Origin of the sequence: Peribacillus simplex NBRC 15720 = DSM 1321, from assembly GCF_002243645.1 — a bacterium.
In the GTDB taxonomy this organism is placed as follows: Bacteria; Bacillota; Bacilli; order Bacillales; family DSM-1321; genus Peribacillus; species Peribacillus simplex.
The window spans coordinates 4,962,116-4,986,363 of sequence record NZ_CP017704.1; the positions used below are offsets into that span (position 1 = coordinate 4,962,116).

At 35.2% G+C, this 24,248-nt stretch carries 23 protein-coding genes and 1 pseudogene; 22 read left to right on the plus strand and 2 right to left on the minus strand.

Features of this window, described 5'->3' with window-relative positions:
• The first annotated feature begins 33 nt into the window (after window positions 1–33).
• From BS1321_RS24015 to BS1321_RS24035, 5 genes are all read left to right on the plus strand, one after another.
• Window positions 34–270, plus strand: a complete 237-nt coding sequence (locus BS1321_RS24015) for a hypothetical protein (RefSeq protein WP_063234378.1) — start codon at window positions 34–36, stop codon at window positions 268–270.
• Window positions 260–853 (plus strand): ABC-three component system protein, encoded by a 594-nt coding sequence (locus BS1321_RS24020; RefSeq protein WP_063234379.1) that lies wholly within the window; start codon window positions 260–262, stop codon window positions 851–853. Before BS1321_RS24015 ends, BS1321_RS24020 begins: the two co-directional genes overlap by 11 nt.
• Window positions 840–1,082: an ABC-three component system middle component 6 gene (locus tag BS1321_RS28625; RefSeq protein ID WP_063234380.1), complete on the plus strand. Its 243-nt coding sequence runs from the start codon at window positions 840–842 to the stop codon at window positions 1,080–1,082. Before BS1321_RS24020 ends, BS1321_RS28625 begins: the two co-directional genes overlap by 14 nt.
• A complete protein-coding gene (locus BS1321_RS24030; protein ID WP_063234381.1) occupies window positions 1,064–2,767 on the plus strand; it encodes a DUF2326 domain-containing protein in 1,704 nt (567 codons plus the stop codon). Before BS1321_RS28625 ends, BS1321_RS24030 begins: the two co-directional genes overlap by 19 nt.
• A gap of 191 nt (window positions 2,768–2,958) precedes the next feature.
• Complete coding sequence (locus tag BS1321_RS24035; RefSeq protein WP_063234382.1) at window positions 2,959–5,220, plus strand: ATP-binding protein; 2,262 nt, start codon at window positions 2,959–2,961, stop codon at window positions 5,218–5,220.
• 318 nt (window positions 5,221–5,538) lie between these two features.
• On the opposite strand, the gene BS1321_RS24040 is transcribed toward BS1321_RS24035, so the two are convergent.
• A complete protein-coding gene (locus BS1321_RS24040; RefSeq protein ID WP_063234383.1) occupies window positions 5,539–5,841 on the minus strand; it encodes a helix-turn-helix domain-containing protein in 303 nt (100 codons plus the stop codon).
• A 171-nt stretch (window positions 5,842–6,012) separates the two neighbouring features.
• Between BS1321_RS24040 and BS1321_RS24045 the strand changes: the two genes are divergently transcribed.
• The 7 genes from BS1321_RS24045 to BS1321_RS24075 all read left to right on the plus strand — a co-directional run bounded on the left by BS1321_RS24045 (window position 6,013) and on the right by BS1321_RS24075 (window position 12,821).
• Window positions 6,013–7,686 carry a DUF262 domain-containing protein gene (locus BS1321_RS24045; protein ID WP_063234384.1) on the plus strand — a complete coding sequence of 558 codons (1,674 nt, stop codon included), beginning with the start codon at window positions 6,013–6,015 and terminating at the stop codon, window positions 7,684–7,686.
• 428 nt (window positions 7,687–8,114) lie between these two features.
• Window positions 8,115–8,687, plus strand: coding sequence for a hypothetical protein (locus BS1321_RS24050; protein WP_063234385.1), 573 nt, complete (start codon window positions 8,115–8,117; stop codon window positions 8,685–8,687).
• A 232-nt stretch (window positions 8,688–8,919) separates the two neighbouring features.
• Entirely contained in the window at window positions 8,920–9,129 is a 210-nt protein-coding gene (locus BS1321_RS24055; RefSeq protein ID WP_063234386.1) for a hypothetical protein, read from the plus strand.
• A gap of 386 nt (window positions 9,130–9,515) precedes the next feature.
• Window positions 9,516–10,184, plus strand: coding sequence for a hypothetical protein (locus BS1321_RS24060; RefSeq protein WP_063234387.1), 669 nt, complete (start codon window positions 9,516–9,518; stop codon window positions 10,182–10,184).
• A gap of 556 nt (window positions 10,185–10,740) precedes the next feature.
• A complete protein-coding gene (locus tag BS1321_RS24065) occupies window positions 10,741–11,841 on the plus strand; it encodes a hypothetical protein (protein WP_063234388.1) in 1,101 nt (366 codons plus the stop codon).
• Between the two features lie 285 nt (window positions 11,842–12,126).
• Window positions 12,127–12,471 carry a YolD-like family protein gene (locus tag BS1321_RS24070; RefSeq protein ID WP_063234389.1) on the plus strand — a complete coding sequence of 115 codons (345 nt, stop codon included), beginning with the start codon at window positions 12,127–12,129 and terminating at the stop codon, window positions 12,469–12,471.
• Between the two features lie 83 nt (window positions 12,472–12,554).
• On the plus strand, window positions 12,555–12,821 hold the full coding sequence (locus BS1321_RS24075; RefSeq protein WP_063234390.1) for a hypothetical protein: 267 nt from the start codon (window positions 12,555–12,557) through the stop codon (window positions 12,819–12,821).
• 282 nt (window positions 12,822–13,103) lie between these two features.
• Here BS1321_RS24075 and BS1321_RS24080 read toward each other — a convergent pair.
• A pseudogene (locus tag BS1321_RS24080) lies at window positions 13,104–13,436 on the minus strand (HAD-IC family P-type ATPase); the annotation flags it as partial.
• Between the two features lie 261 nt (window positions 13,437–13,697).
• Between BS1321_RS24080 and BS1321_RS24085 the strand changes: the two are divergent.
• The 10 genes from BS1321_RS24085 (at window position 13,698) to BS1321_RS24130 (ending at window position 24,239) form a co-directional block, all read left to right on the plus strand.
• Complete coding sequence (locus BS1321_RS24085) at window positions 13,698–14,579, plus strand: hypothetical protein (protein ID WP_063234392.1); 882 nt, start codon at window positions 13,698–13,700, stop codon at window positions 14,577–14,579.
• A 763-nt stretch (window positions 14,580–15,342) separates the two neighbouring features.
• Window positions 15,343–16,707, plus strand: a complete 1,365-nt coding sequence (locus tag BS1321_RS24090) for an aspartate aminotransferase family protein (RefSeq protein ID WP_063234393.1) — start codon at window positions 15,343–15,345, stop codon at window positions 16,705–16,707.
• A gap of 2 nt (window positions 16,708–16,709) precedes the next feature.
• Window positions 16,710–17,420: a CoA transferase subunit A gene (locus tag BS1321_RS24095; protein ID WP_063234514.1), complete on the plus strand. Its 711-nt coding sequence runs from the start codon at window positions 16,710–16,712 to the stop codon at window positions 17,418–17,420.
• A complete protein-coding gene (locus BS1321_RS24100; protein ID WP_063234513.1) occupies window positions 17,387–18,052 on the plus strand; it encodes a 3-oxoacid CoA-transferase subunit B in 666 nt (221 codons plus the stop codon). Before BS1321_RS24095 ends, BS1321_RS24100 begins: the two co-directional genes overlap by 34 nt.
• 9 nt (window positions 18,053–18,061) lie before the next feature.
• Window positions 18,062–19,333 carry a peptidase gene (locus tag BS1321_RS24105; protein ID WP_063234394.1) on the plus strand — a complete coding sequence of 424 codons (1,272 nt, stop codon included), beginning with the start codon at window positions 18,062–18,064 and terminating at the stop codon, window positions 19,331–19,333.
• A 79-nt stretch (window positions 19,334–19,412) separates the two neighbouring features.
• Complete coding sequence (ablB, locus tag BS1321_RS24110; RefSeq protein ID WP_063234515.1) at window positions 19,413–20,261, plus strand: putative beta-lysine N-acetyltransferase; 849 nt, start codon at window positions 19,413–19,415, stop codon at window positions 20,259–20,261.
• Window positions 20,262–20,343: 82 nt separating this feature from the next.
• The gene (locus tag BS1321_RS24115) at window positions 20,344–21,729 is read left to right on the plus strand and encodes a sigma-54 interaction domain-containing protein (RefSeq protein WP_063234395.1); all 1,386 of its coding nucleotides are present in this window, start codon (window positions 20,344–20,346) and stop codon (window positions 21,727–21,729) included.
• 119 nt (window positions 21,730–21,848) lie between these two features.
• Entirely contained in the window at window positions 21,849–23,252 is a 1,404-nt protein-coding gene (gene kamA / locus BS1321_RS24120; protein ID WP_063234396.1) for a lysine 2,3-aminomutase, read from the plus strand.
• A gap of 1 nt (window position 23,253) precedes the next feature.
• Window positions 23,254–23,529 (plus strand): YokU family protein, encoded by a 276-nt coding sequence (locus BS1321_RS24125; protein ID WP_063234397.1) that lies wholly within the window; start codon window positions 23,254–23,256, stop codon window positions 23,527–23,529.
• Between the two features lie 467 nt (window positions 23,530–23,996).
• A complete protein-coding gene (locus BS1321_RS24130; RefSeq protein WP_063234398.1) occupies window positions 23,997–24,239 on the plus strand; it encodes a YozE family protein in 243 nt (80 codons plus the stop codon).
• Window positions 24,240–24,248: the final 9 nt, after the last annotated feature.

Below are 24,248 nucleotides of genomic sequence, written 5' to 3' on the forward strand. Positions count from 1 at the left end.
TATGGTATATTTTTCAGAAAAGGGGGAATTTTTATGGATTTAAATGTATTTATTAGTCTTATTGCTATGGTTGCAACCGTTGTCTCTACTGTCATTGCTGTGTTACAGGTTAGAAAGTGTGATGCAATTAAAAATGAAATATATAATATCAAAGCAGAAACCTATAACTTGGTTAAAAAGTCGGAAGAATCAGCAACAATAAATAATACAGGACAAAATACAGGTGTGATGTCTAATGAAGTAAAGGGAGGAGTACGTATTGGTAAATAATTCTGGTGTTAACAAGGGTGTTATAGCTAATAATGTTGATGCCGTGTATATAAACGCTGATATTAAGAAACGTATTCCTTCATTATTACCAAAATTTATTGAAGTATTAGCAAAACAATATACATCTGATTCTCCAAAGCAGGATATTGATAATAATCAACCTTATGAAATTGAGGAAAAAATTGAGTATAATAAAATATTTCTTCATAAAGAACTAATCGAAGAATATTACATTTACTATTATATTTGTGAAAGGTCCTTTGAATCTTTACGTCATATTGATGAAAACTCCAAAAAAAATATACTTACTGATATAAATGATATTTATAGGGATATTAGAATAGAAATCTTTAAACAGTGTACATCTGAAGAACCAATCGAAGAATTTAAAAAGAAGATTAAAACATCTTCGGATGAAATAATTAAAAGTGTCAAAACAGAAATCAGGAATCGAATCATAACCTCATATGATGGAGAACAGTTTAATGAACAAGAACTTAATTTATGTTTAAATATATTTGTCTGTTATGCATTAGCTGAATGTAAAATATTAGAAAGGCCAAAAAAAAGTGTTGATAATTAGGAACGATGTTAAACCGGAAAGCAACATTTATTATTTGGGAGCAGTTTTTTTGAAATACTTGCAACAACATCAGAAAATTAATATAGAAGATTTCTTTAAAAAAATCAATACTGATTACCCTTCGATTTCTATAAATCAGATTTTATATACACTAGATTGGCTTTATATATTGGATTTAATAGATTTAATAGATGAAGGGGTAATTATAAAATGCGATTATATAATTTAGAAGTTTATAAAACTTTTCCTAATAAAGAAATAATTAGAGATATAGAATTTAAAAAAAATGGCTTGAATTTAATTGTAGATAACACAACAGATATTAAAGAGGATTCGGGTAATAGTGTGGGGAAATCTACAGTGATTCATATTATTGATATTTGTTTAAATTCTAGTAGTTTAACAAAACTTTATAAAAGTAGAGATGCTCAAGGAGAAAACGTTCATTTAAAAAAACTTTTGGTTGAAAATAAAGTACAGGCAACTTTGAAACTTATTAATAACGGTAAAATTTATAGTTTTACTAGGAGCCTTTATAGTAAAGGTCCACGGTATTTTAATAATGAAAAGGTAAATGCAAAAGAATATGAAAACTACTTAAAAGAAACGATTTTTAATTCTAAACAAGATAAACCTACATTTAGGCAACTCATATCTAAGTTTGTTCGGAATGATGATATACAGCTAAATAATGTAATCTATTATTTAGTTTCTACTAGTTATGCTGTTTACGAAGCAATCTATTTCTTTTTATTAAAAATTAATGGTGAAAATGTAGTTAGTGAGAGACAAAAATTGGAAGAAAAGTTATCTAAATTGCAAAATAAGTTTTCTATATATCAAAATGATTCTAATATTCCTTCATTGGATCAAATTGAGCAAGGACTATTATTTATTGAATCAGAAATAAATGAATTACTAGAAAAAAGAAGAAATGTGGACTATATAGAAATATATAAATATGAATTAGAGAAAAATAGCGATATAAATAATAAATTAGATTTATTAAATACCGAAATCGATTTACTTGAGTTTGAAAAAAATTCTATTCATCGAAGTTTAGTTATGATTGAGGAAAGTAAGTCAAATATTGATATAAAAATAATCGGGGAAATTTATGAAGATGCAAAAGTTTTCAGTTACAAACTAAACAAAAAATTCAATGATGTATTAAATTTCCATAATCAAATGGTGGAAAACCGCAGTAGATTTGTTGGAAAACAGCTTATAAAAGTTGATACGGAATTAAAGTTGTTGAAGCAAAAACAAGAAGAGTTAATTGATTTAAAAAAGAATCAGAGTATTGATCTCTTAGATGATGGTTTGTTAGCAGATCTAAATGATATTAACAATGAAATTGAAAAATTAAATATTAAAAAGGGAGAATTCTTAAAGGTTAAAGAAATACAAGAAGGTATAAAAAAAGAGTTAGAACAAGTAAATCAGGACTTAGAAAGTGTTAATTCTCAGACAAAAGATAATGACCATCTGGTACCAATAAATGAATTTAATAGTGTTTTTAAAACCTATTCGGAAAAATTATACAATGAAAAATACCTCCTTTATTATGATAGCGAGTGGAGGGAGAAAAAGGGAGGAAAACCGTTTAGTATTGGAAATTTACTAGGGAGTATGGGGACTGGTAAGCAAAGGGCACTTATAATTGCTTTTGATTTAGCATATTTGACATATGCTAATAAAAAAGAGATAGCAGCACCTAAATTCTTGATTTACGATCAATTGGAGAACACTCATATCAATCAATTGAAGACAATAATACAATTATCAAAAGAAATTGAGGGGCAACTTATATTACCTATTTTAAGAGAGCGAATTAATGAAATTGATGCTGTGGTAATTGAACAATCAAAAATTATCGAGTTATCTAAAACAGATAAGTTCTTTAAAATATAAGATATGGTATGTGTTACACACTGCTGATGACCCAGAGGCTCTAAGTGAGTCCTTAAACCTTAAACGCTTATTTATGTACTCATATAAACAAAGATAAAAGGTATGTACAATATTCAATAATTTCAAGGTATAATTTAGGGGAATTTATTTTCCTTTTTTTATTTAGGTCGTTATATAAAATGGAGGAGAAGATGGAAAAAACTAATGGATCTACCGACAAACAGGATTACGTTATATATCTGGATGCGGAATATTTGAGTGGTGCTCCCAATGAAAAAAATATAGAAATTAGTTCCAGATTTGATCATCTAGGCTTAAAAGAGGAAATTATACACGGTGCTCCATCCTGTTTTATTATTTCAGGTTATAGAGGGGTAGGTAAGACTAGTCTCGTTCAAAATTTAAAGAGAGAAATTGAAGAGGAATATAATAAAAAAGATAAACTTAAAGACGACAAGGAAATACTATTTGTTAGCTGTAATTTCGTTAATGGTGATAAAAAGGAAAATATTCTCCGCAAATTAATTAGACAATTAGTTTCTAGTAGTAGTGAAAATTTAGAGGTTAAGTTGAAAAATAATACAAAGCTTGATGATGAGCTTTCTAGTTTATACAAAAAAACCTTTTATTCCGTAGAAGACAATCAAATAAAGACAACTACAAATACTTTTACTTGGACTAGTTCTATAAATTTTGTAATTCTATTATTCATATTCTTATTAGTTCCGATATTTTATGGTTTTGATTTCCTAAGGGGAATGTTAATTTCATTTCTTAGTACTATAAGAGCAGATCCCAAAAATGTACCATATGCAACTGTCCTAGTATCGTTGATATCCCTGTTTTTTTCTTTTCTTACATTTAAGATTGGTAAGTCTTTTACAAAGAACACAATTGGTCAAACTGAAATAAAAACGCTGTATGATGAAGAGATTGCCGAAGTAAGACTAAACGAGTATATAGAAAAGATAACAAAAATGGGTGTTAAAATAGTATTTATTTTGGATGAGCTAGATAAATTTGAAAAAGAAGATGAATTGGATACCTTTCTTGGAGAACTGAAGCCTATTTTAATAAATGGTAAAGCAACATTTCTATTGATTACTGGGCAAAATTTCTCTAATCGTTTAGAAAAAACATCAATGGTAGATGATGCAATTCTCCCAAGTATCGTGCAAGATACATATCGTATAAGCTTACCGAAAGATGAAGAGTTAGAAGCCTTATTTTTAAAAATTGCACAGAATGAAACATTAGATGAAAGTGTTTATAAAGATTATTTAAACTCTTTAATTCTAAAATCAAAACGTATACCAAGAAAATTTATAAATATTTTACGTAAAGAAGCTGAATGGGACAGTTCACTTAATACCCCAAAACCCTACATAAAAATATCCCGAGAAAAAATTCCATTATATAAAATTGATACCAAATTCCTTGATTGTATTAATAGTGTAATCAAAGTGAACGTAGATAAAAAAAATACTTCTCTTTTGGATTTTTTAATGAGTCAACTTTGTATATATACGGAAAAGGTAAAATTAATGGGTGCAGCTTCTTTTCAATTGGAAGATATACAAATAGATGAGGATTTAAAAACAAAGTTCCCAAAGTATTATATTGATAAATTAGGCGAATGCATACAACTTTTAGCAGAAAAAATGAAAAAAAGTCGTATTCTTACGTATGATGTGACCTCTACTTCATACGCTTTTTCTGAAATCTATAGAGAAGATGATACCTTTGACCTCACAAAAAAACAATTTTTAAAAGATGTTACAAAGTTTGAGAAATTAATTAGAGGGATTCACAAAGAAATATACTATTATGAAGAAAGTGCTTTTTTTAATATTGTTAAAGATCTTCAAGTTTTAAAAATTATTTATCCGAGTACAATGTTTACAATTGAACATATTATGGAGTTAAGAACAGAATTCTCTTCATTTAAAAATAAAAAAAATTATAGAATTGAGGAAATTTCTGATCTTACGCATCAACTTAATTATCAAAGAGTATACATAATGGAGCTGTATACCTGTTATGTTGTTAAAGAGTATTTTGATCCAGAGAGATTTACGATAGAACTTGGCAGAGAGTATAAATCTAAGAAGGGTGAAAGTAGATTTTTAACAGACATACTTGTGGGTGATAATGACAGTAAATCAATGTATAAAGAAGTATTTATTGAAATTAAGGTTGGTGAATTTCCAATCCACTTTATTGTAGCTTTAGAAAGACTGCTAAAATCTATAAGCCATATTAAGACAAATATTAAAATTGTATTTATTATCTTTACGTCGTCTCCGAATAGCAGAATTAAAACAATGGTTGAAGACAAGGTTTTTAATTTGGGAATTAAACCGAATATTTCTTTACACATTGTTGCGGCGAATATGTATAGGGATTTAGATGATAAATCGCTAAAAGAACATTTACGAAGAGCATTAAAATAATCTATGTTACAAGCAACGTTTACCGAGGGGTTGATATTTGCACGTGAAAAACCGCCTATATATTTGTTATAAGCGGTTTAGTTCCTTTTTAGTAGCCTGTTTCAGGTGATTTGATGAACCGGTATAGACAAAAGGAAAAAAAGGATAAACGTTATCACAAATAAAATAAATGATGAACTCTATAAATCAGGCTAGGTTAAAATAAAACTTTGCATTTAGATAGTATTAACACAGCTAAAATACATATAATCACCAAGAAAAAGAGACTAACGACTAGTCTCTTTTGTTGGTTTAAACAAAATAAGTCCCACGATAATACTAATTTAAAAATGATTGAATCATTTCAGTAACCTTTTTTCTTTGCTGAGGAGTCAATTTTTTTGCTGTATTAACCAAGTTCACTAAATCGGTAGGAAAATCATCACTAATATCAAATAAATCAATAAGAGAAGTTCCTAGTGCTTCAGTAATTTTCAGAAGAGTATCAACTGATGGAGACTGAACATTTCGTTCAATTTTACTAATGTTTGACTGACTTATTCCTGATAGAAGTTCAAGTTGGGTGGTAGATATACCATTTTCTAATCTCAATGCACGTAATTTTTCACCCAAATTCATCATTATCAAACCTCATTTTTCTTTTTATATTCTTTATTAATTTGTTTTTAGTGGAGATATCATAGCAAAAAAGTGATGAAAATAAGCGATTTATTCGAAATAGAATAATATATGTTTAGAAATATTCTAATTTGAATATAATGGTCATTAGAAGTTGATCGTAGAGGTGAGAGAATGTCAATAGATACAAAAAGACTTAGTATTGGAAAGTTATTAGGTAGTGTTAATGAAGTCTTTAGAATACCTCTGTATCAAAGGCCATACAATTGGGGTAAAGATCAATGGAATGATTTATGGGATGATTTAATCAGGTTAGAAGGTGATCAAACACATTTTCTAGGCTTTATAATTACCATAAGCCAAGAGCGGCAAAAAGGTTTTGGGTATTTTGAGGTTGTAGATGGACAACAAAGAATTACAACCATTCTAATACTTTTAACTGCAATTCGTGATTTAGCAGAAAAAATTGATAAGGATCGTGCTGCCTACATAAATAATTACTTTTTAAAAAGTTCTACAATAGATGAAATTGAAGCCAAGCTAATATTAGGAAGGAAGGATAACAAACTATTCAAAAAATTAGTTGAAAAAAGTATTAATAGGGAAGAAATGAAAACTGAAAAAATCATTCAAGCTTATAATTTCTATTTAGAAAAGTTGCAAGACAGTAAACTGCAATGGCAGCACATTTATACAAAGTTATTGGGGTCACTGGATCTTGTATTAATGGTTACTGATTCATATTATGACGCGTTTAGGCTTTTTGAAACCCTAAATAACCGTGGGTTATCCCTTTCATCAGTTGATTTGATTAAGAATTATTTACTAAGTAAATTTTCAGCCAACGAATCAATGTTGGAAGAATGCAATGAAATATGGGATAGTATTATTGAAAATATCGAGGATATTGAGTCGGTCCGACACGATAAGGTTCGTTTCTTTAGACATTATTTGTTCTCTATTGAATATGGTGTAGTCCCAATACCTAAACTCTATTCGAAATATCAAAAGTTGATTGATTCAACTGATAATATATTGATTTTAGTTGAAGATATATGGTTAAAATCTGAAATGTATTTAAAGCTGTATAATGGAATATTAGGCATAAAGGAGGTGGATGATCTGCTAAACACGATAGTTCGTATAGAAGCAACTACGAGCTATCCCCTTCTAATTAAGTGCCTATCAGAGAACCTTAATAAGGAACAATTGATATCGATTTTGGAGGCTATCGAAGTTTTTACGTTGCGAAGAAGTATATGTAATATTTCAACGCGAGACATAGATAGAATATACAATCATTTGGCTTTAGAATCGTTCAATAAAGAAAGGCCAGTTTCTTATATTGTTGATTATCTTAAGAGGAGAACCCCATCTGATACTGAATTCTATTTAAACTTCCAGAACCGAGATTTTACAAGGTCAGCACAAACGAAATATATCTTAGAAATGATAGAAAATGCTCTAACAAACAACACAAGAGAAAAAACGATAAGTGGTCGGAGTGACGTTCATATCGAACATATTATGCCAAGAGAATTAGTAAGGAAAAGTAATAAAGTCATTGAAAATACGTGGCAAAAAGAACTCGGGTCAAGAGCTTCTGAATATTCGATGTTTGTTAATAGAATTGGGAACCTTACGCTGCTTGGAAGTGAATTAAATATTACTGCTTCTAATTATCCCTTTCTTGAAAAGAAAAAAAAATATGAGCAATCAATAATTATGTTAACCAAAGAAATCTGCCAAGAAGACAAGTGGACCTTTGAAGAAATAAATATTAGGAGTGTTTACCTTGCGGGTATAGCTAAGAAGATATGGAATTTCAATAATCTTGTTTTGGAGTAAGAGGGGGTTAGAATCTTCTAGATCAAAACAACCGGTATAAAATCTAGCAAAAAACAAACAAGACTTCATTTCTAAAGCTAAAATTAAATAAAGAAAAAACTGAAATAACTGTCACGTTGTCAAATGAACCCGTTACATATAAAGAAGCAGAAATGGAGCCGCAAGAATTTAATCCCGATTATGAGTGGGAAAAAAGAAACCACAGTATAACGAATTTAAAAAGACACCTCCTGAACCGTAGGAGGTGTTTTTTAGAGGCGTTAATCGGGAAAGGTAGCAATTAGTGAAACAATTGAAAAAGTTATAAATTTATTTATTTCGGATTCGGACATACAAGATAATCTTAAAAAATTCCTCCAACCTTAGCATTTATTGGTGTTGAAATGTTACCCTTGAAAAAGATGGGTTACTTCGAAAGGAGATTGATTATGTCCGATTTTGAGGAATATTTGAAAAAGAAATTAGAAGAGGATAAAGATATAATTGAGCAATTACCTTACTCAACCGATCAGCTCAGGGAAATTTATCAAAAAGAGTACGAATACAAAAAGAATTTACCTGCACTAGAGTTGAGACTAGAAGGACAAGAAATAAAAAGTGAACTTGTAGAATATTACTTACCCGAAAAATGGGAAATGCCGAGGCAAGGTACACTTCTTTATGATGATGAAAAACTACTTAATGCTTTGAAATTAATTATCTTCAACATAGGTGTAAAAAAAACTCTAGATGTAATTCCACAGGATTTAATTAAACAGTATCAAAACGGTCTTAATAAAATGAAAGTATTTGTTATATACACAACTGACAACGGATTCTTTGAGGTATTAGGCATTATAACAAGAAGATCTTTAGAAAATGCAAGAGCCGCAGCAAGATTAACACACTCAACCAATTTCCACGGTAACCGCCAAAAATATGATGTCCTTGGACCATTTGATGACGAAATCCAAGCTGACAAATATATTGAAGCAAGAAGGTGGGGGGGCAATGATAGTTGAAAGAAAATCAGGTATTACAAGCTAACTGGTACAAGAATAAAAGAATGGAGCTAGCATCCAGGCAGTCAATTTTATTTTAATACTGGCTATGTTAAAGGGTTATTTTATCGCTAAATTTGGATAGTCCCAATTTACACATTTACATTTCTTTTTGTTATGGCAACTATTTAACCTGCGAATCTACTGTCGTTTAATCTCGGATTTGAAACCAAAATTCATCCTGGAGGAAACAATGATAACAAAGTTTGAAACCCGGTATTTTTACATTATTAGCCCTTATGATGATGATGATAATTTTATTAAGTGGAACACAGTAAAAGGAGTTCTCAGCGAAGATATAAATGATGATTACAACGTAATTTCCGATTTAATGGCTATGGACGTTAGAGAAAAATTCGGGGAAGAATATGAGGTTTGGGGCATTACCAAAGTGGAATTTTAACAAAGAATTAAGCCTGAAATGAAATAAAGTTCCTTAATAAACTAACGGGGCAGGATTGCTTAAGAAGATTTATTACCCTTATTGTGGAATTAGTTTGCTTTTATAAGGGGAGGTATCTGGTGAAAAACCGAAGCTGAATTTAATTTCCTTTAGTACGTGTAGATGAAACGTCCTATAATTATAAATTATATCGGTAAAACAACACGCAAAAATGTTAATTTTTGATAAAATATTACATAATTATACCCAATTTTATATAAATTAGGATATAATTGTTATGTAAATAATGGCAAATAAATAAACATTTTGTACCGAGTGAACTATAAGTGATGAATTTGATTTGCTACTTATTCTACTAAACTAAAAGGAAAGAAGGAAAACAATTTATGCCTAATATTAAAATGCAAGAAGCAACAGTAGTGGTTCACGGCGGTTCACGTTTTAACAACTCTTACGACACAGTAATGGTGCATACTACGATTATCACAGATGCTCCTTTAACCGACGAATACTATGTACCATCGGGTTCCTCTTTATCCAATGAAGCTATCGCTCTAATAAAAAAACACGGTTTAGAATTCAGACCTTATCGAGAAACAGATCTTTTAACAGGTACTGAAGATGTTTTAGCTGATGCTATATCAGGCAATATAGTCGAGACAGAAAAAGATGTAGCAAAATTACTACTACGCTCATCATTATTAAAAGGGCAACTTACCCAAGTTACTCAAGCTGGTAGTAGTTATGTATATGAACTTCGTTACGATTATAAGATTTTCCCTCAAGCAAATGGAAGCTATCAATTTGAAATTCGTTTACCTTTCGATGGAACTCGTATGCTTAACGGAAGTTCTGTTCAATTAACAGTGATCACACCTAAAGGCGTAACAGTTAACGATGTTGAAACAAAAGGTTTAGACGAAAATGGACTAGAAATACAGGAACAAATAACTCAACTTACAGCAACAAATCGTTTGGCTGTTTCATTCCATTATCAGTTGGATCCGTTATTCATTGTCAATTACACACATACTGAACCTTTTTTCCAAGGTTAAGAAAATATAAATTAAACAAAAAAAAACAGTTGAGTAATTTAACTGTTTTTTTGTTTAATTTATACACGAAGATGTTTTGATGAAAGAATATATATATATGGAAAGTTGAAAATCTGTCAATTACACTACCTCCTACATAGGCCGAGAAAAATAATTAGATAAAAACCTGTTTCAGAAGGATTGGATTTTATGTGCACAAGGCCAAACTTACCATAAATTCCGAATCTAAATCAACCCTGAAAGCGGATATCAGTTTTGTGTTTAACCTTTAACTTTCAATATTCAATAGGCGTAGAAGGAAGATTAAGAAGACAAGCAGTGTGGCTATAAAATCGTTATTTAGAACATATTATTAACGCAAAATTGGCTGGGGAATGAGAATGAAAAGTAATATTTCCTTGTTCAATTAACAGAGCTTTAATGAAGATTAAAGCTTTCAAGGCAGCCTTTTCTTATGGAACTAACGGGGCAGTTTTGTTGAAGAAGGAATTCAATCAATAGGAGTCGAAACTATTCTCTTATTAGTAACAATTTTTTACCACTAGGAGGTATCCATTTGTATAAATACCGTGAAGAATTTGGAATTCATATAGAAATTAAATCCACACTTATTGTCCCATTAACGCGTAAGACAGAAATAAAGCCACTAATTGAAGAGGACAAGTATCACTTGTATGCAATTTGTAAAAGGAAAATCTTGAGGTTTGATAAAGATTTCCTAACCATAACTGATGAAAAGAAACTTAAGACCCAAATCCTTCTCACTGTGGATGAAGAAGACGAAAAGAGACATCCATTCCCAGTAGTCTTACAATTAACATTCGATAGTAATAAAAGTCCATTCTCACATAAATTAGTTAGCAATAAAAAAGAAATTGAGGTTTATGATTGTGAAGGCAAGTTAGTTTATGAGGCTAATGCAGCCATCGTTCTTCAAGAAGCATTTGACCAACTCAGACATTTACACTTTGAAAATGGTGAAATTGAAGAGGCTAAGACGGTTGAGGCTTTATGCAGATTGATTGGATTAGAAGTATTATACATAGGTCAAAGCTATGGAAGTGGCGATGTAGCAACAACTGATGGATATGAAAGACTTGAAGAACATAAACCACTCCAAAAGATTTTAACAAAATTATTCAATTCACCTGGCGAAGATGTGTGGCTAATGTTATTTAGTATTGATGAAGAAATTGAGATCCACAGTCTTGAATCAGTGATATATCAAGTTGTTAATGATGATTTAAACCAAAAGCATAAGGAAAATATGATTAATTTTAATATTACTCCCAAACATTTATTAACTGCTGTTGAAGCACTTTTAATAGGCTACTTTCGACCTGAATTTAATAGTGAATTTAATAAAGATAACAAGCTATTTCCATATCCAAATAAGGAATATCAACAAATTCTTGACCTTGACTGCAATGGCTTCGGCTTAAGACTTAGCACTAGAGAAAGGGTAGCTGATAATAGTTTCGTTTCCACTAGAATTTTTACCCCTAAACAAAAAAATCAGTTTGCGGTCCATACTATTCATACACCAATGGACCAAAATCGTGATTATATATATAAGGATATTATGGGTGCTAGTCCGATAATTTTTTTAAACGAATTAAGCGAATACAATTCATTTAAGGCGAAAAATCCAATTTAATAAGTGGATTTTTTTACTGATTTTATTTAAAGAGTATTAGAATATCATTTATTATGATTTCAAAACTGACAGGGGCTTTCCTTTTGACTACTTGTTGCAGCCTTTTTCTTATTCGACTAACGGGTACGTAGTTCCATAGGGCATAAAGGAAGACCACAATATAAGTGGTCTCTTTTATTTGTTCAAAAACCAACATTTCTCAAGCCTGATTTGGGGAAGGCATTTTTTTGTCTTTTATAAGAGCGTTAGTTCGTATATAATGGTTGTAAAGGAGGAATCTTTCTGATGAGTACAATTCGTGATAGAGGGCTCGTTAAATGGCAAGCAGCGTTGATTATGCCAGAACATAAAGCTTTAAATAAAAAAATGTTAGAGGTTGATTACTTCCTTAATAAAAAGCCTGCCCTTGATGAATACCAAGTTGAAGAGTTTGAAAACAACATTCATTATGCGATGGAATATCATTTACGGCTAAGTTTTACATTGCATAACGAGGAAAGTCCATATGATTTGCACGGGTATTGTGTGTACATACATCCTGTCACGAAAGAGTTACGTATTCAGAAGAAAGATAGTTCCTTTGAGTATATTCAATTTAAAGAGATTATTGATGTGATTGTAGAGGATTAAAAAAAGCCCACCTTAAAATTTAGGAGGGCTTTGTAATGTTTGAAGAATAAACAAAAAAGGCACAGAGATTCAGGAGTATACAAATGGAGATTCAAATTGAGGTTCAATTGTTTGCGAACAGTGCTAAGTTCTTACAGTCTGGTAGTTGTTCAGTAAAAATAACTGACTTTAGAAAAGAACCGGAATGGACTGCTGCTATAACAGCTTATGAGTGGATACAAATGATAAAAAAATCAGTTCGCTATCCAGATGACTTTCAAATTCTTAGTATTGTTTATAACGGAGAAAATGACATTACGGATTTAGTAAGAAAGGTACGCTCTATAATAATAGATGATTTACCTTTTTAAAAAAATCAACTAAAAATATAATTTAGGGATCTCTTTAGAGGTTCCACGGTTCTAGTGCTTTTGTAGAAGAGTATTATAACAAGGAGGGGAAATACCTAGATGAAGAATTTTTCTTTTCTATTTTAAGTTCTCGTGGCTTTGATATAGATGATGTTCGTTGGATAAGAAGTAATGAATAATAAAAAAAACTCGTCAAATTTAGACGAGTTTTTTTATTAAATATTCTAGTTTTCTATTTGAAATGCGAACTTATTAAAAAAGTATCTTGGTTGTTTAATGATGTTAACCTTTAACTTTCAATAGGCGAAGGGCAATTAAAGTTACAATTATGGCCGCACCTGTATCACTTAGAACAGCAATCCATAAAGTTAACCATCCTGGGAAGATCAAAGCTAGTGCAATAAACTTTATAATTAAAGAAAACCAAATGTTTTGTTTAATAATTTGTAAAGCTTTTCTACTGAGTTTGATTGTGTGAGGCAGCTTTTCAAGGTTATCAGCCATTAAAACAATATCAGCTGTTTCCATTGCTGTATCTGTTCCAGCTCCACCCATTGCAATCCCCAAATCCGCTGTTGCAAGGGCTGGTGCATCATTTATGCCGTCACCAACCATTTTATACCAGAATATTGTTAAAGCAAACGAAATGCAATAGACGTATTTAAATAAAGGATTTCTCATTGTCAAAACTAACAGATTGGCTAGCTTAAGATTGGAACCATCTTTAATGTAGTTTTCCCTTTATGCAACTAAAAGAGCAGTTATGTTTTTAAAATAAAATGTGTAATTTATTTCCACTAACCTGTACAATGGTATTGATGCTTGGGTTTATACCTTTGAGTGTCTAAACTAACATAGGGAATAGGAGTGGATTGGGTGACGTCGAAAGAGTTTTTTAAAAAATACCTTTATTTAATTATCTTGCTTTGTTTATTTGTCGTTTTAATTCCGATCTTAATCAATGCAGTTATCAATGGTGAAACCAGGATTCCTGTTGAAGCAAATAATGATTGGATTGGGTTCTTAGGAAATTACGTAGGAAGTATTATTGGTGGATTAATAGGTGCTATTGTTGCTGTCCAGGTTGCAAAAATGCAAATTGGTAAACAAGTGGAGTTACATAATGAACAAATACGAAAACAAAGTGAAATACATAACGAGCAACTTCAAAAACAAGGTCAATTTCATACTGAACAGCTTCTGGAGCAAAAGTCACAGTATCAGCATCAGATAGAAAAAGATAACAAGCAATATTTAAAAGCGAATAGATCATATATATTATTACAGGAATTCAACTCACTGGTAGGGTTTAAAGAGGTAAATATCCATCCTAATAGTAGAGTTATATTAACCAAAGATTTTGAGGAAATTGCCTTAAAAAAGCATTTAAGAACAACCTTCTATAAAATAAGTTTATTGGGTGTTCCTGAGAGCATATTAGATGGGAGTATTAATATCGAGCTTACTGATATAAGTGAAACCCATACTTATTACATAAACGAATATATTTCGGTTTTAGAAAAAAATGAGGAGGTATTTATTCCTCTATATACTAAGGGTTTATCAGAGGTAATTGTTAAAACAGTTGAAATTAAGTATTTAACACTCGCTGGGGAGCGAATGTTATATACTTATAATCCTACTGAGGGTAATGAAAGGTATTTTTCTTTAAATAATAGTGAAAGAGATGTAATATTAGAACTTTCTATGCGTCCATCGAATTGGATATATCCCAAGAAATCCACAATCCAAAGCTGATCTTTATATTAATATTAGCCTAATACAGATAGGCCGATTCTTAAAGAGTAGATCAGGACTGTTTGCCAGCGGAACAAAAAAGCAAAATTAAAGAAGAAGCTAGACTAATAAACCGTTTAGCTTCGATTAAATTTAAAAATTACATTGAGAATCAAATAATGCAAACATTTTTTTAACTCTAAATTAAACTGATATCAGTCTTGCTCCAGAATAATTCCTTAATAAATCATTTACAATACAGTCCATCTCTTCCTTTGTTTTACCAGTAAATCCACCACCGAAATCTTCATTTGCTTATAGTGGTCCCCTTTTTCTTCTTTACGGAAAATAGTTGCATCTTCATCTGTTTAATTGATTTTTATCTTCTAAGAAGAATACACGTGTAAAGAATTACATACTAAAAGGTGCTTTAGTACAACAACATAAAATTTCGTTGTTGTTGTAAATGTGGTCATTTGTAGCACAAAAAAGGATAGACAGAGCATATATTTTATCTGCTCACCTATTCTTCTTTTTTATACCCTTTTAATGTGTGACATTAAATAAATATATAATGTTATAAAGGGTTTCTAACCAATCTCTTGACTTTTAATAAAATCTCGCGGATACACTTTTTTTGTCGCCATTTTTTGGACATCTCCCATGAAACCAAGAAATTTATACATTTACATGCTTTGGTCAATTTCCTTAGCAAGATTGACTAATCTGGACATACACTTTACTATATTGCATTTGTTTTTTATGAGAAGGAGTGTGTGGGCTTATGGAGCAGTCTTCATTAATCAAACCGGTCCTGGGAGGAGCCTATCCGACTATCAGTCATGGTCAGGGAGTGTTTTTATACGATAAAGAAGGAAAGGATTACCTAGATGCTTCTTCCGGTGCTGTTACAGCCAATATTGGCCATGGAGTCCAGGAAATCATAGAGGCGATGGTAAAACAGGCTAAACAGGTTTCATTTGTGTATCGTTCCCAATTCACCAGCGATGCTGCAGAGAAACTTGCAGGAAAAATTGCAGAATTGACCAAAGGGGAACTGACATACAGCTTTTTTGTAAACAGCGGCTCCGAAGCGACTGAAACGGCATTGAAAATTGCCATTCAGCATTGGCAGGAAAAAGGGAAGCCCAAGAAACAGAAAATTATATCGAGGTGGATGAGCTACCATGGCATCACGATGGGAGCTCTTTCCATGTCTGGCCATCCGATTCGCCGGGAACGATTTACTCCGTTGCTTGAATCATATCCTTCTGTATCGCCTCCATATTGTTACCGGTGTCCACTTCAACTTGATCCACATACGTGCGGAATGGCTTGTGCTTCGGAATTGGAAGCATCAATCCGGCGTATTGGCAGTGAAAATATAGCGGCGTTCATTGCAGAACCTGTTATCGGCGCAGCCGGAGGGGCCATAGTTCCTCCTGATGGTTATTTTCGAAAACTCAAGAAAATCTGCGAAGACAATGATATTTTATTCATTGCCGATGAAGTAATGACCGGATTTGGACGTACCGGTAGGATGCTTGCTTCCGAATATTGGGATGTGGAACCTGATATCGTAACATTTGGTAAAGGTATGAGTGGGGGGTATACCCCGATAGCGGCCGCAGTAATGACCAAAAACGTGATGGAGCCAATAATGAAAGGCTCGAAGTCAATTATAGGAGGTCATACGCTTAGTGCAAATCCGTTATCGTGTGCGGTATCTTTGGCCGTTTTAGAATATGTCGAAAGAAATGAACTTGTCGAGAAATCAGCCGACAGAGGGAATTACCTGATTAGGGGCCTGAAAAAGTTGGCAGGGAAGTATTCCTTTATCGGTGATATACGCGGGAGAGGTTTATTGATTGGCATCGAATTTGTCCAGGAAAAAGAAACGAAGGTCCCATTTCCGAAGGAAGCCGACGTGACCAGTGAAATCATTGAATTGGGAATGAGGAATGGAATACTTCTTTATCCCGCAGCAGCGGGACTTGACGGTGTAACCGGGGCAGCCATCATCATCTCCCCTCCGTTAACGATAACGGAAGAGGAGTGTGCTGAATTGTTAATGAGAGCCGATATAACTTTTGGGCAATTTAATGAATCGATAGGTAAACGGCCATCACAACAAGGAAGTGAGTCATAGTGGTGGAAAATACATTCCAGAAGATTTGTCGTTTGGAGGATGTCCGCCATCACTTTAAAGATGATCAGTCCATCCTGTTTGGGGGGTTCGGTGGCATAGGGACGCCTCCGGGATTGATCAATCTGATTTTGGAATCAGGTATAAAGGATTTAACCTTGATTGGGAACGATACAGGTTTCCCTGATATCGGAATCGGAAAACTGGTCACCCAACGCCGTGCAAAAAAAATCATCGTTTCCCATATCGGTTCCAATCCAAATGCAGGACTATTAATGAACAATGGAGAACTCGAAGTGGAGTTCTCTCCGCAAGGGACTCTTGTCGAACGAATCCGGGCCGGAGGGATGGGACTAGGTGGGATATTGACTGATATTGGAATTGATGCCGATATCGTCCGGGATGGCAAGCAAACCGTAAAGCTAGGTAAGAAAAATTATCTGGTGGAACCGGCATTAACTGCAGATATCGCCATTGTTTACGCAGAAATGGCAGATCCTTATGGAAATCTAATATTTGATAAAAGTGCCAGGAACACGAATCCAATCGTGGCTGCGGCCGGACAAATCACTATAGTCGAAGTCATGCAAATCGTTCCGCTTGGCTCTTTGGATCCAGAGGACATCATTGTTCCGGGTGCCTTTGTGGATTATATCATTCCATCAAAAGGAGTCGATTGGAAATGGGTTTGGGAACCGAAGATAGAAATAGAATAGCGAAACGGGCAGCAGCAGAAATAAGCGATGGGATGCTGGTCAATTTGGGAATTGGCATTCCATCACTTGTACCGAATCATCTTTTTAATGACCATAAAGTGATGTTTCATGCTGAAAATGGCCTTGTGGGTATTGGCAGTACTCCTGAAACGGGGAAGGAAGATGCACATCTTTGCAATGCTGGGGGACTGCCGATCACCATTAGAGCCGGTGCTTCTTACTGCGACAGTACTGTTGCATTTGGGATGATACGGCGCGGCAGGGTGGATATCACGATTCTAGGAGCACTTCAAGTAAGTCAAGCGGGGGATCTCGCTAATTGGATTGTACCGGGAAAGCGGGTGCCAGGCATGGGCGGTGCCATGGAATTGGCTGCAAAGGCAAAAAAGGTCATTGTCTTGATGGAACATAACGATAAAACGGGCATGTCAAAATTAGTAAAAAAATGTACGTTGCCGTTAACTGCCAAGAAATGCGTACATATGATCATCACCGAATTAGGCGTGTTTTCCGTAACTTCGGAGGGCCTCCTATTAACTGATGTATTTGATACGTCCAGCATTCAGGAAATCAGGCATCGGACCGAAGCCTCGTTTACCGTCTCTGAAAACATCCATATTTTAAAAGAATGAGAGAGGAGAATGCATATGTATGAGGAAAAAATAAGAACATGGTTGAATGAACATCGGATGAATGGGGTTCAGCTTTTGCAAAAACTGGTTCAGGAACCGAGCAAAAGGGGGCAAGAAGGAAGTGCACAAGCCATTGTGGTCGAGAAGTGCAGACAACTTGGTCTAGAAATAGATCTTTGGGAAATCGGGGATGAACAATTAAGAAAACATCCCCATTTTTATTGCGACCGCAGGGATTTTAAAGGAAATCCGAACCTTGTGGCTATTAAAAGAGGAACAGGCAAGGGGAAATCCCTTATTTTAAACGGACATATTGATGTAGTTCCTGAAGGAGATCATGCAGCATGGCACGATGAACCCTATAGCGGCAAGTTAATAGACGGGAAAGTTTTCGGGCGGGGAACTACGGATATGAAAGGCGGCAATGTATCTTTATTGCTGGCCATTGAAGCGATCGTCGAATCTGGAATCCAATTGAAGGGAGATGTGATATTCCAGAGTGTGATTGAAGAGGAAAGCGGTGGTGCCGGCACACTTGCGGCAGTCTTACGGGGGTACAAAGCTGATGGTGCAATCATTCCGGAGCCTACAAATATGAAACTATTCCCTTTACAGCAAGGTTCGATGTGGTTTCGACTAAGAATAAAAGGCAAGTCTGCACATGGAGGCACGAGGTATGAAGGAGTCAGTGCAATAGATAAAGCGGTTGGTGTAATGAAAGAAATCAAGATGCTTGAACAAGAACGGAATGAGTCACTCCGTCATTCACTCTATAAAAATGTCCCTATCCCCATTCCAATCAACATAGGAAGCATTCAAAGCGGGAATTGGCCTTCCTCCGTGCCGGATACAGCCGTTCTGGAAGGTAGATTCGGCATCGCCCCGACAGAAACCATGGATGAGGCACAAAAATCGCTGAAGGAGCGAATAGACGCTTTAAACCAGAGTGATGCATGGTTCAAAGAAAAACCTATTGAATTAGAATGGTTTGGGGCCAGATGGCTGCCTGGCAATCTCGAAATAAATCACCCGCTCATGAAGACAATTGGCACATACTATGAAAAAGTGGTAGGGGAAGAACCGCTTGTCGAAGCGTCCCCTTGGGCGACGGATGGAGGGTATCTTTCATCGGTTGGCTCTACCCCCGTAGTTGTGTTTGGACCAGGGGAAACGAAGATGGCCCATGATTCGAACGAATATATAGAGGTGGATAAAATGATGGAGGTTGCGGAAATCATCGCATTGACCATTATTGAATGGTGTGGGGTGGACCAGGAATAATCATTTTTCCCAAGGTCTGATTCCAGGAAGGGTCAGGCCTTTCGCAACAATTTTCGAAGATGTGAAAGGAGCGGGACAAATGGAGGCTGGAATCATTGAAAAAAGAATTCAAAAGCCAAGGTGCACCATACATATTACGATCGACCATTTTAATAAGCGAATAAGGGTTGACGATTATCTAGGTCATTTTCAAGAATGCGTGGAGGAATCTTTGAAGGTTGCTAAAAGCATATCAGCAGAAAAAATCATCTTCAAGTCACGCAAGGAAAACGTTATGGCATTGCTTGCTCAGGGCTTTTTATATGAAGGAAGCATCGATAAATTCTTTTTGGGAAGCGATTGTTTCTTCCTCGTTAAGTATAACCGGAATGAAAGGCGCAACAGTGCAGAATGGGAAAAGGAAGATCAAATCCTTTCCGATGTTCAGAGTCTGCCGATAAAATCAGGAATAGATGATCCGCCGTCAGCCTATCAAGGCCGTAAAGCAGAAGTTACAGATGCACTTCAGCTGGCCCAATTGTATGGGAAGGTTTTCGAAGTGTATCCCACACCGATGAATGATCCGGTATATGTGAAAAAGTGCATGGAAATGGGAACGGTTTTTTATATTTATGTCCATGAAGAGAGGATCGTCAGTGCTGCTTCCGCAGAAATTGATTCCTTTTACCATAATGCAGAAATCACTGACTGTGCGACATTGCCGGAACATCGGCAATACGGCTTGATGAAACACTTGATTTTCGCGCTTGAAGACTATCTTATTTCACATGGAATTTATTGTATCTATTCGATTGCCCGGTCGCTCTCATTCGGCATGAATGCTGCATTGCATCAGCATGGATACTCGTACCGCGGACGTTTGGCCAATAATTGTTATATTTTCGATAAAATGGAAGACATGAACCTTTGGGTGAAAAATTTTACTTGAATGCTCATTTTTAGGCGGTTCATGACAAGTTTTTGGCATTTCCTCATATACATCTAGCAAGAAGGTCTTAAGGAGGGATATCTTGCCAAGTGAATTTTTTAATACAAGTGAAGTGTTGGAAGCGATATTAGAAACCATTGATGAAGGCATTCATGTGATAGATCCAAAAGGACAGACCATCTTTTATAACGGAGTGGCGGCCAATCATGATGGGATGAAAAGAAGTGAGGTGCTAGGGAAACCGTTGCTTGAAGCCTTCCCTTCTTTGAATCATAAATCATCGACCTTACTCCGGGTCATTAAATCTGAAAAACCAATCTACAACTATAGTCAATCGTATGTAAATGCACATGGGCGAATCATTGAGACGTTAAATACGACGCTCCCCATATATGTTGATGGGTTTATGATAGGTGCAATAGAAATTGCCAAGGATTATTCAAGCTTGAAGCAATTATCTGAAAGGTTAGCTGACCTGGAAAGCTCGCTCAAGACGATCAAAAGTCCTGAAAGGAAAACACCTGGGAACGGCGGATTGTATTCTTTCACTGAAATCATGACAAGTGATACTGGGTTTAAAGATTTGATATCACAAGGGAAAAAGGCAGCCCGCTCCTCATCATCAGTATTGGTTTATGGGGAAAGCGGTGTAGGGAAAGAGCTTTTTGTTCAAAGCATCCACCAGGATTCGAGCCGCAGTAAAGAACCATTCATCGCGCAAAATTGTGCGGCATTACCAGAAAATTTATTGGAATCGCTTCTATTCGGTACCGCTAAAGGAAGCTACACAGGTGCTATGGAACGCCAGGGATTGTTTGAATTAGCCAACGGCGGAACCTTGTTTTTGGATGAATTGCAATCGATGCCGATTGACTTGCAGGCAAAGCTTCTGCGTGTGCTTGAAGATGGGTTCATCAGGAGGATAGGCGGTCCAAAGAGTGTACAGGTGGATGTCAGGATCATGGCAGCGATGAATATAGATCCTAAAAAGGCAGTATCGGAAAACAGGCTAAGGCCGGATTTATTTTACCGATTGAACGTATTGAGCTACGAGCTGCCTCCGCTAAGGGAGCGGATTGATGATATAGAGCTTCTTACTGAACATTTCATATCAATATTTAACAGTAAATTAGGACTGTCCATAAAAGGCATGGATGAGGAGACAAAGGTTTTTTTTCGGAAATATCATTGGCCTGGAAACGTAAGGGAGCTTAAACATACGATAGAATTCATGATGAACCATACGGAGAATGATGTTTTGAACCTTGAAGAATTGCCCCAGTTTTTAAAAAAGCGCATCACTTCCTCATCAGAAAAAATACTTCCGCTTCGTGAGGCCATGATTGAGATGGAAACGAAATTGATTACCGAGGCCCTTCTTCAAACGAACGGTAACGTTTTCCAGGCATCGAAGCTATTGCAAATTCCAAGACAGACCTTGCAATATAAAATAAAAAAACATATTTGAATGGAAAAAGTCCGGATGCAGCCAGCAGTCCGGTTTTTTTTATGGGCCTTCGAATTTTTGGGTCATTTTGGCACCCTTCTTGCATTTAATACTACTATCATAACTCAGGAGGTATAACCATGTTATTTGACTTATATAAGCCAGATCGCAATTGGAAAGATATAGAGCTATGGAAAGATGTTACCGAAGAACAATGGAACAACTGGCTGTGGCAGCTTACGAATACGATCCGAACTGTTGATGATTTGAAAAAAGTGATAAACCTGACTCCGGATGAAGAGGAAGGTGTGAGGATTTCCACAAAAACCATTCCATTGAATATCACCCCATACTATGCTTCGTTAATGAATAAAGATGACCCAAGGTGTCCAATCAGAATGCAATCGGTCCCAATCTCGGAAGAAATGCATAAAACCAAATATGACATGGAAGACCCCCTTCATGAGGATGAGGACTCCCCTGTACCGGGACTGACCCATAGATATCCTGATCGCGTACTTTTTTTGGTGACGAATCAGTGCTCCATGTACTGCCGTTATTGTACGCGAAGACGCTTTTCAGGCCAAATCGGCATGGGCGTGCCAAAAAAACAATTGGACGCTGCAATCGGTTATATACGTGACACACCGGCAGTTCGGGATGTCCTTATTTCCGGCGGGGACGGATTATTGATCAATGACACGATCCTTGAATATATCCTCAAAAACTTAAGGGAAATTCCTCATGTTGAAATAATCAGGATAGGTACACGGGCTCCGGTTGTTTTTCCTCAAAGAATCACTGAAAATTTATGTGCCATTTTAAAAAAATATCATCCGGTTTGGCTGAATACTCATTTCAATACCTCGATAGAAATTACTGAGGAGTCAAAGAAAGCATGTGAGATGCTTGCCGATGCAGGTGTACCAGTGGGCAACCAGGCAGTTATTTTAGCGGGGATAAATGACAGTGTCGCAATCATGAAAAAGCTGATGCATGATCTTGTTAAGATCCGTGTCCGCCCTTACTATATTTATCAGTGCGATCTATCGGAAGGCATCGGTCATTTCAGGGCTCCCATTTCAAAAGGGATTGAAATCATCGAGGGGCTCCGAGGCCACACATCAGGGTATGCTGTACCTACCTTCGTCGTCGATGCTCCAGGAGGGGGAGGGAAAATCACACTGCAGCCGAATTATATCCTTTCACAATCTCCTACAAAAACGGTGCTGCGTAATTTTGAAGGTGTGATAACCACATATCCAGAACCTGAGCAATATACACCAGGACTTGCAGATGATTATTTCAAAGGGGTATATCCTGATATGGAAGAAAAACAGTCAGATATAGGTGTATCGGGTTTAATGAACGACAAGCAATTCAATTTAGTGCCTGAAGGGCTGAAGCGAATGAATCGACGGGAAAATTACGTGACCAACCCAGAGCATGCATCATTGAAAAACCAACGTGAAAAGCGAGATCTGTTAAAAGAAAAGAAATTCCAGGCACAGCAAAAAAAGAGCACTCCAAAGGGGGATGAATAGCATGGAGACGTGTCCATGGTGTGAGAAAGGGAAGCTTGCAACAGTAAAGGGGACTGTGTATTGGGAACTGCCGGATGGTACGAGGGCGGTTGAAATTACGGAAACCCCTTCATCTCATTGTGAGAGTTGCGATGCTCTTTTTCAAAGTGATGAAATAGTAAAGGAAATTGAAAATCAACTATTTTTAATTGATTCGAAACAGCTTGAAAAACAAACGAAGTACAGTGAGTTAATGAACATGAAAAGGCTGTTGAAACGTAATTACTTTGACTTTTAGTGGCAGGGTTTATTACTTTTCCATATATGAATAAATCCCCTCATTTTAGACAGAACAGTGTAAACCACTATTTCTATCTTATATGAAGGGGATTTTCCCTTTCACAAAATGAAAGCCTGAGGGTAAATTGGATCATAAGGTTCTGAAGAAATTCCGCCATCCTTCAAGCTGCATGACAGAACATGCTCCGCGTGTTTTTATGGGACTTGGGCATTTGATTGAAGAAGTAGGTTAAACAAGATTGAAGGACTTCGTTTCCTTTATCGTAAGGATGTAATCAATATGGAATGAGTACGATATTTAAGTGTAATTCCGTAATATGACGAATGCATTTTATGTTGAAAAATCGTGTATTTCATAAAATGAGGAAGAAAAAACCAAATTGATTTTTAAAAAAGTGGACGGAAGCGAAAGTTTCCGATATATTAAAGCAGAAATCATAGTTATTTTAGGGGGGGCTCGACATCATGAGACCATTTTATTTATATTTAATGAAATTTCGACAACCAAAGGAAATTGATGCAATCACTATATTTGCCAATCATGCCTATGAGGATCATGGCTTCCCAAAACAATCGACTGATTATAATGAACTGAGCAGTTATTTGGAATTGAATGCAGACTATCTCGAAAGTATGTCAGTATTCGATCAAGCGTGGGAACAGTATGTCCAAATAGAAGAAGGACTAATATTGGGAGATCAGGAATAGGGAGGATCG

Coding starts and splice junctions, on each gene's coding strand:
- BS1321_RS24130 (WP_063234398.1), top strand. CDS start 23,997: ATGAGACCATTTTATTTATATTTAATGAAATTTCGACAACCAAAGGAA.
- BS1321_RS24105 (WP_063234394.1), top strand. CDS start 18,062: ATGCATATGTATGAGGAAAAAATAAGAACATGGTTGAATGAACATCGG.
- BS1321_RS24030 (WP_063234381.1), top strand. CDS start 1,064: ATGCGATTATATAATTTAGAAGTTTATAAAACTTTTCCTAATAAAGAA.
- BS1321_RS24125 (WP_063234397.1), top strand. CDS start 23,254: ATGGAGACGTGTCCATGGTGTGAGAAAGGGAAGCTTGCAACAGTAAAG.
- BS1321_RS24100 (WP_063234513.1), top strand. CDS start 17,387: ATGGGTTTGGGAACCGAAGATAGAAATAGAATAGCGAAACGGGCAGCA.
- BS1321_RS24035 (WP_063234382.1), top strand. CDS start 2,959: ATGGAAAAAACTAATGGATCTACCGACAAACAGGATTACGTTATATAT.
- BS1321_RS24070 (WP_063234389.1), top strand. CDS start 12,127: ATGAGTACAATTCGTGATAGAGGGCTCGTTAAATGGCAAGCAGCGTTG.
- BS1321_RS24045 (WP_063234384.1), top strand. CDS start 6,013: ATGTCAATAGATACAAAAAGACTTAGTATTGGAAAGTTATTAGGTAGT.
- BS1321_RS24090 (WP_063234393.1), top strand. CDS start 15,343: ATGGAGCAGTCTTCATTAATCAAACCGGTCCTGGGAGGAGCCTATCCG.
- BS1321_RS24040 (WP_063234383.1), bottom strand. CDS start 5,841: ATGATGAATTTGGGTGAAAAATTACGTGCATTGAGATTAGAAAATGGT.
- BS1321_RS24015 (WP_063234378.1), top strand. CDS start 34: ATGGATTTAAATGTATTTATTAGTCTTATTGCTATGGTTGCAACCGTT.
- BS1321_RS24075 (WP_063234390.1), top strand. CDS start 12,555: ATGGAGATTCAAATTGAGGTTCAATTGTTTGCGAACAGTGCTAAGTTC.
- kamA (WP_063234396.1), top strand. CDS start 21,849: ATGTTATTTGACTTATATAAGCCAGATCGCAATTGGAAAGATATAGAG.
- BS1321_RS24060 (WP_063234387.1), top strand. CDS start 9,516: ATGCCTAATATTAAAATGCAAGAAGCAACAGTAGTGGTTCACGGCGGT.
- ablB (WP_063234515.1), top strand. CDS start 19,413: ATGGAGGCTGGAATCATTGAAAAAAGAATTCAAAAGCCAAGGTGCACC.
- BS1321_RS24055 (WP_063234386.1), top strand. CDS start 8,920: ATGATAACAAAGTTTGAAACCCGGTATTTTTACATTATTAGCCCTTAT.
- BS1321_RS24050 (WP_063234385.1), top strand. CDS start 8,115: ATGTCCGATTTTGAGGAATATTTGAAAAAGAAATTAGAAGAGGATAAA.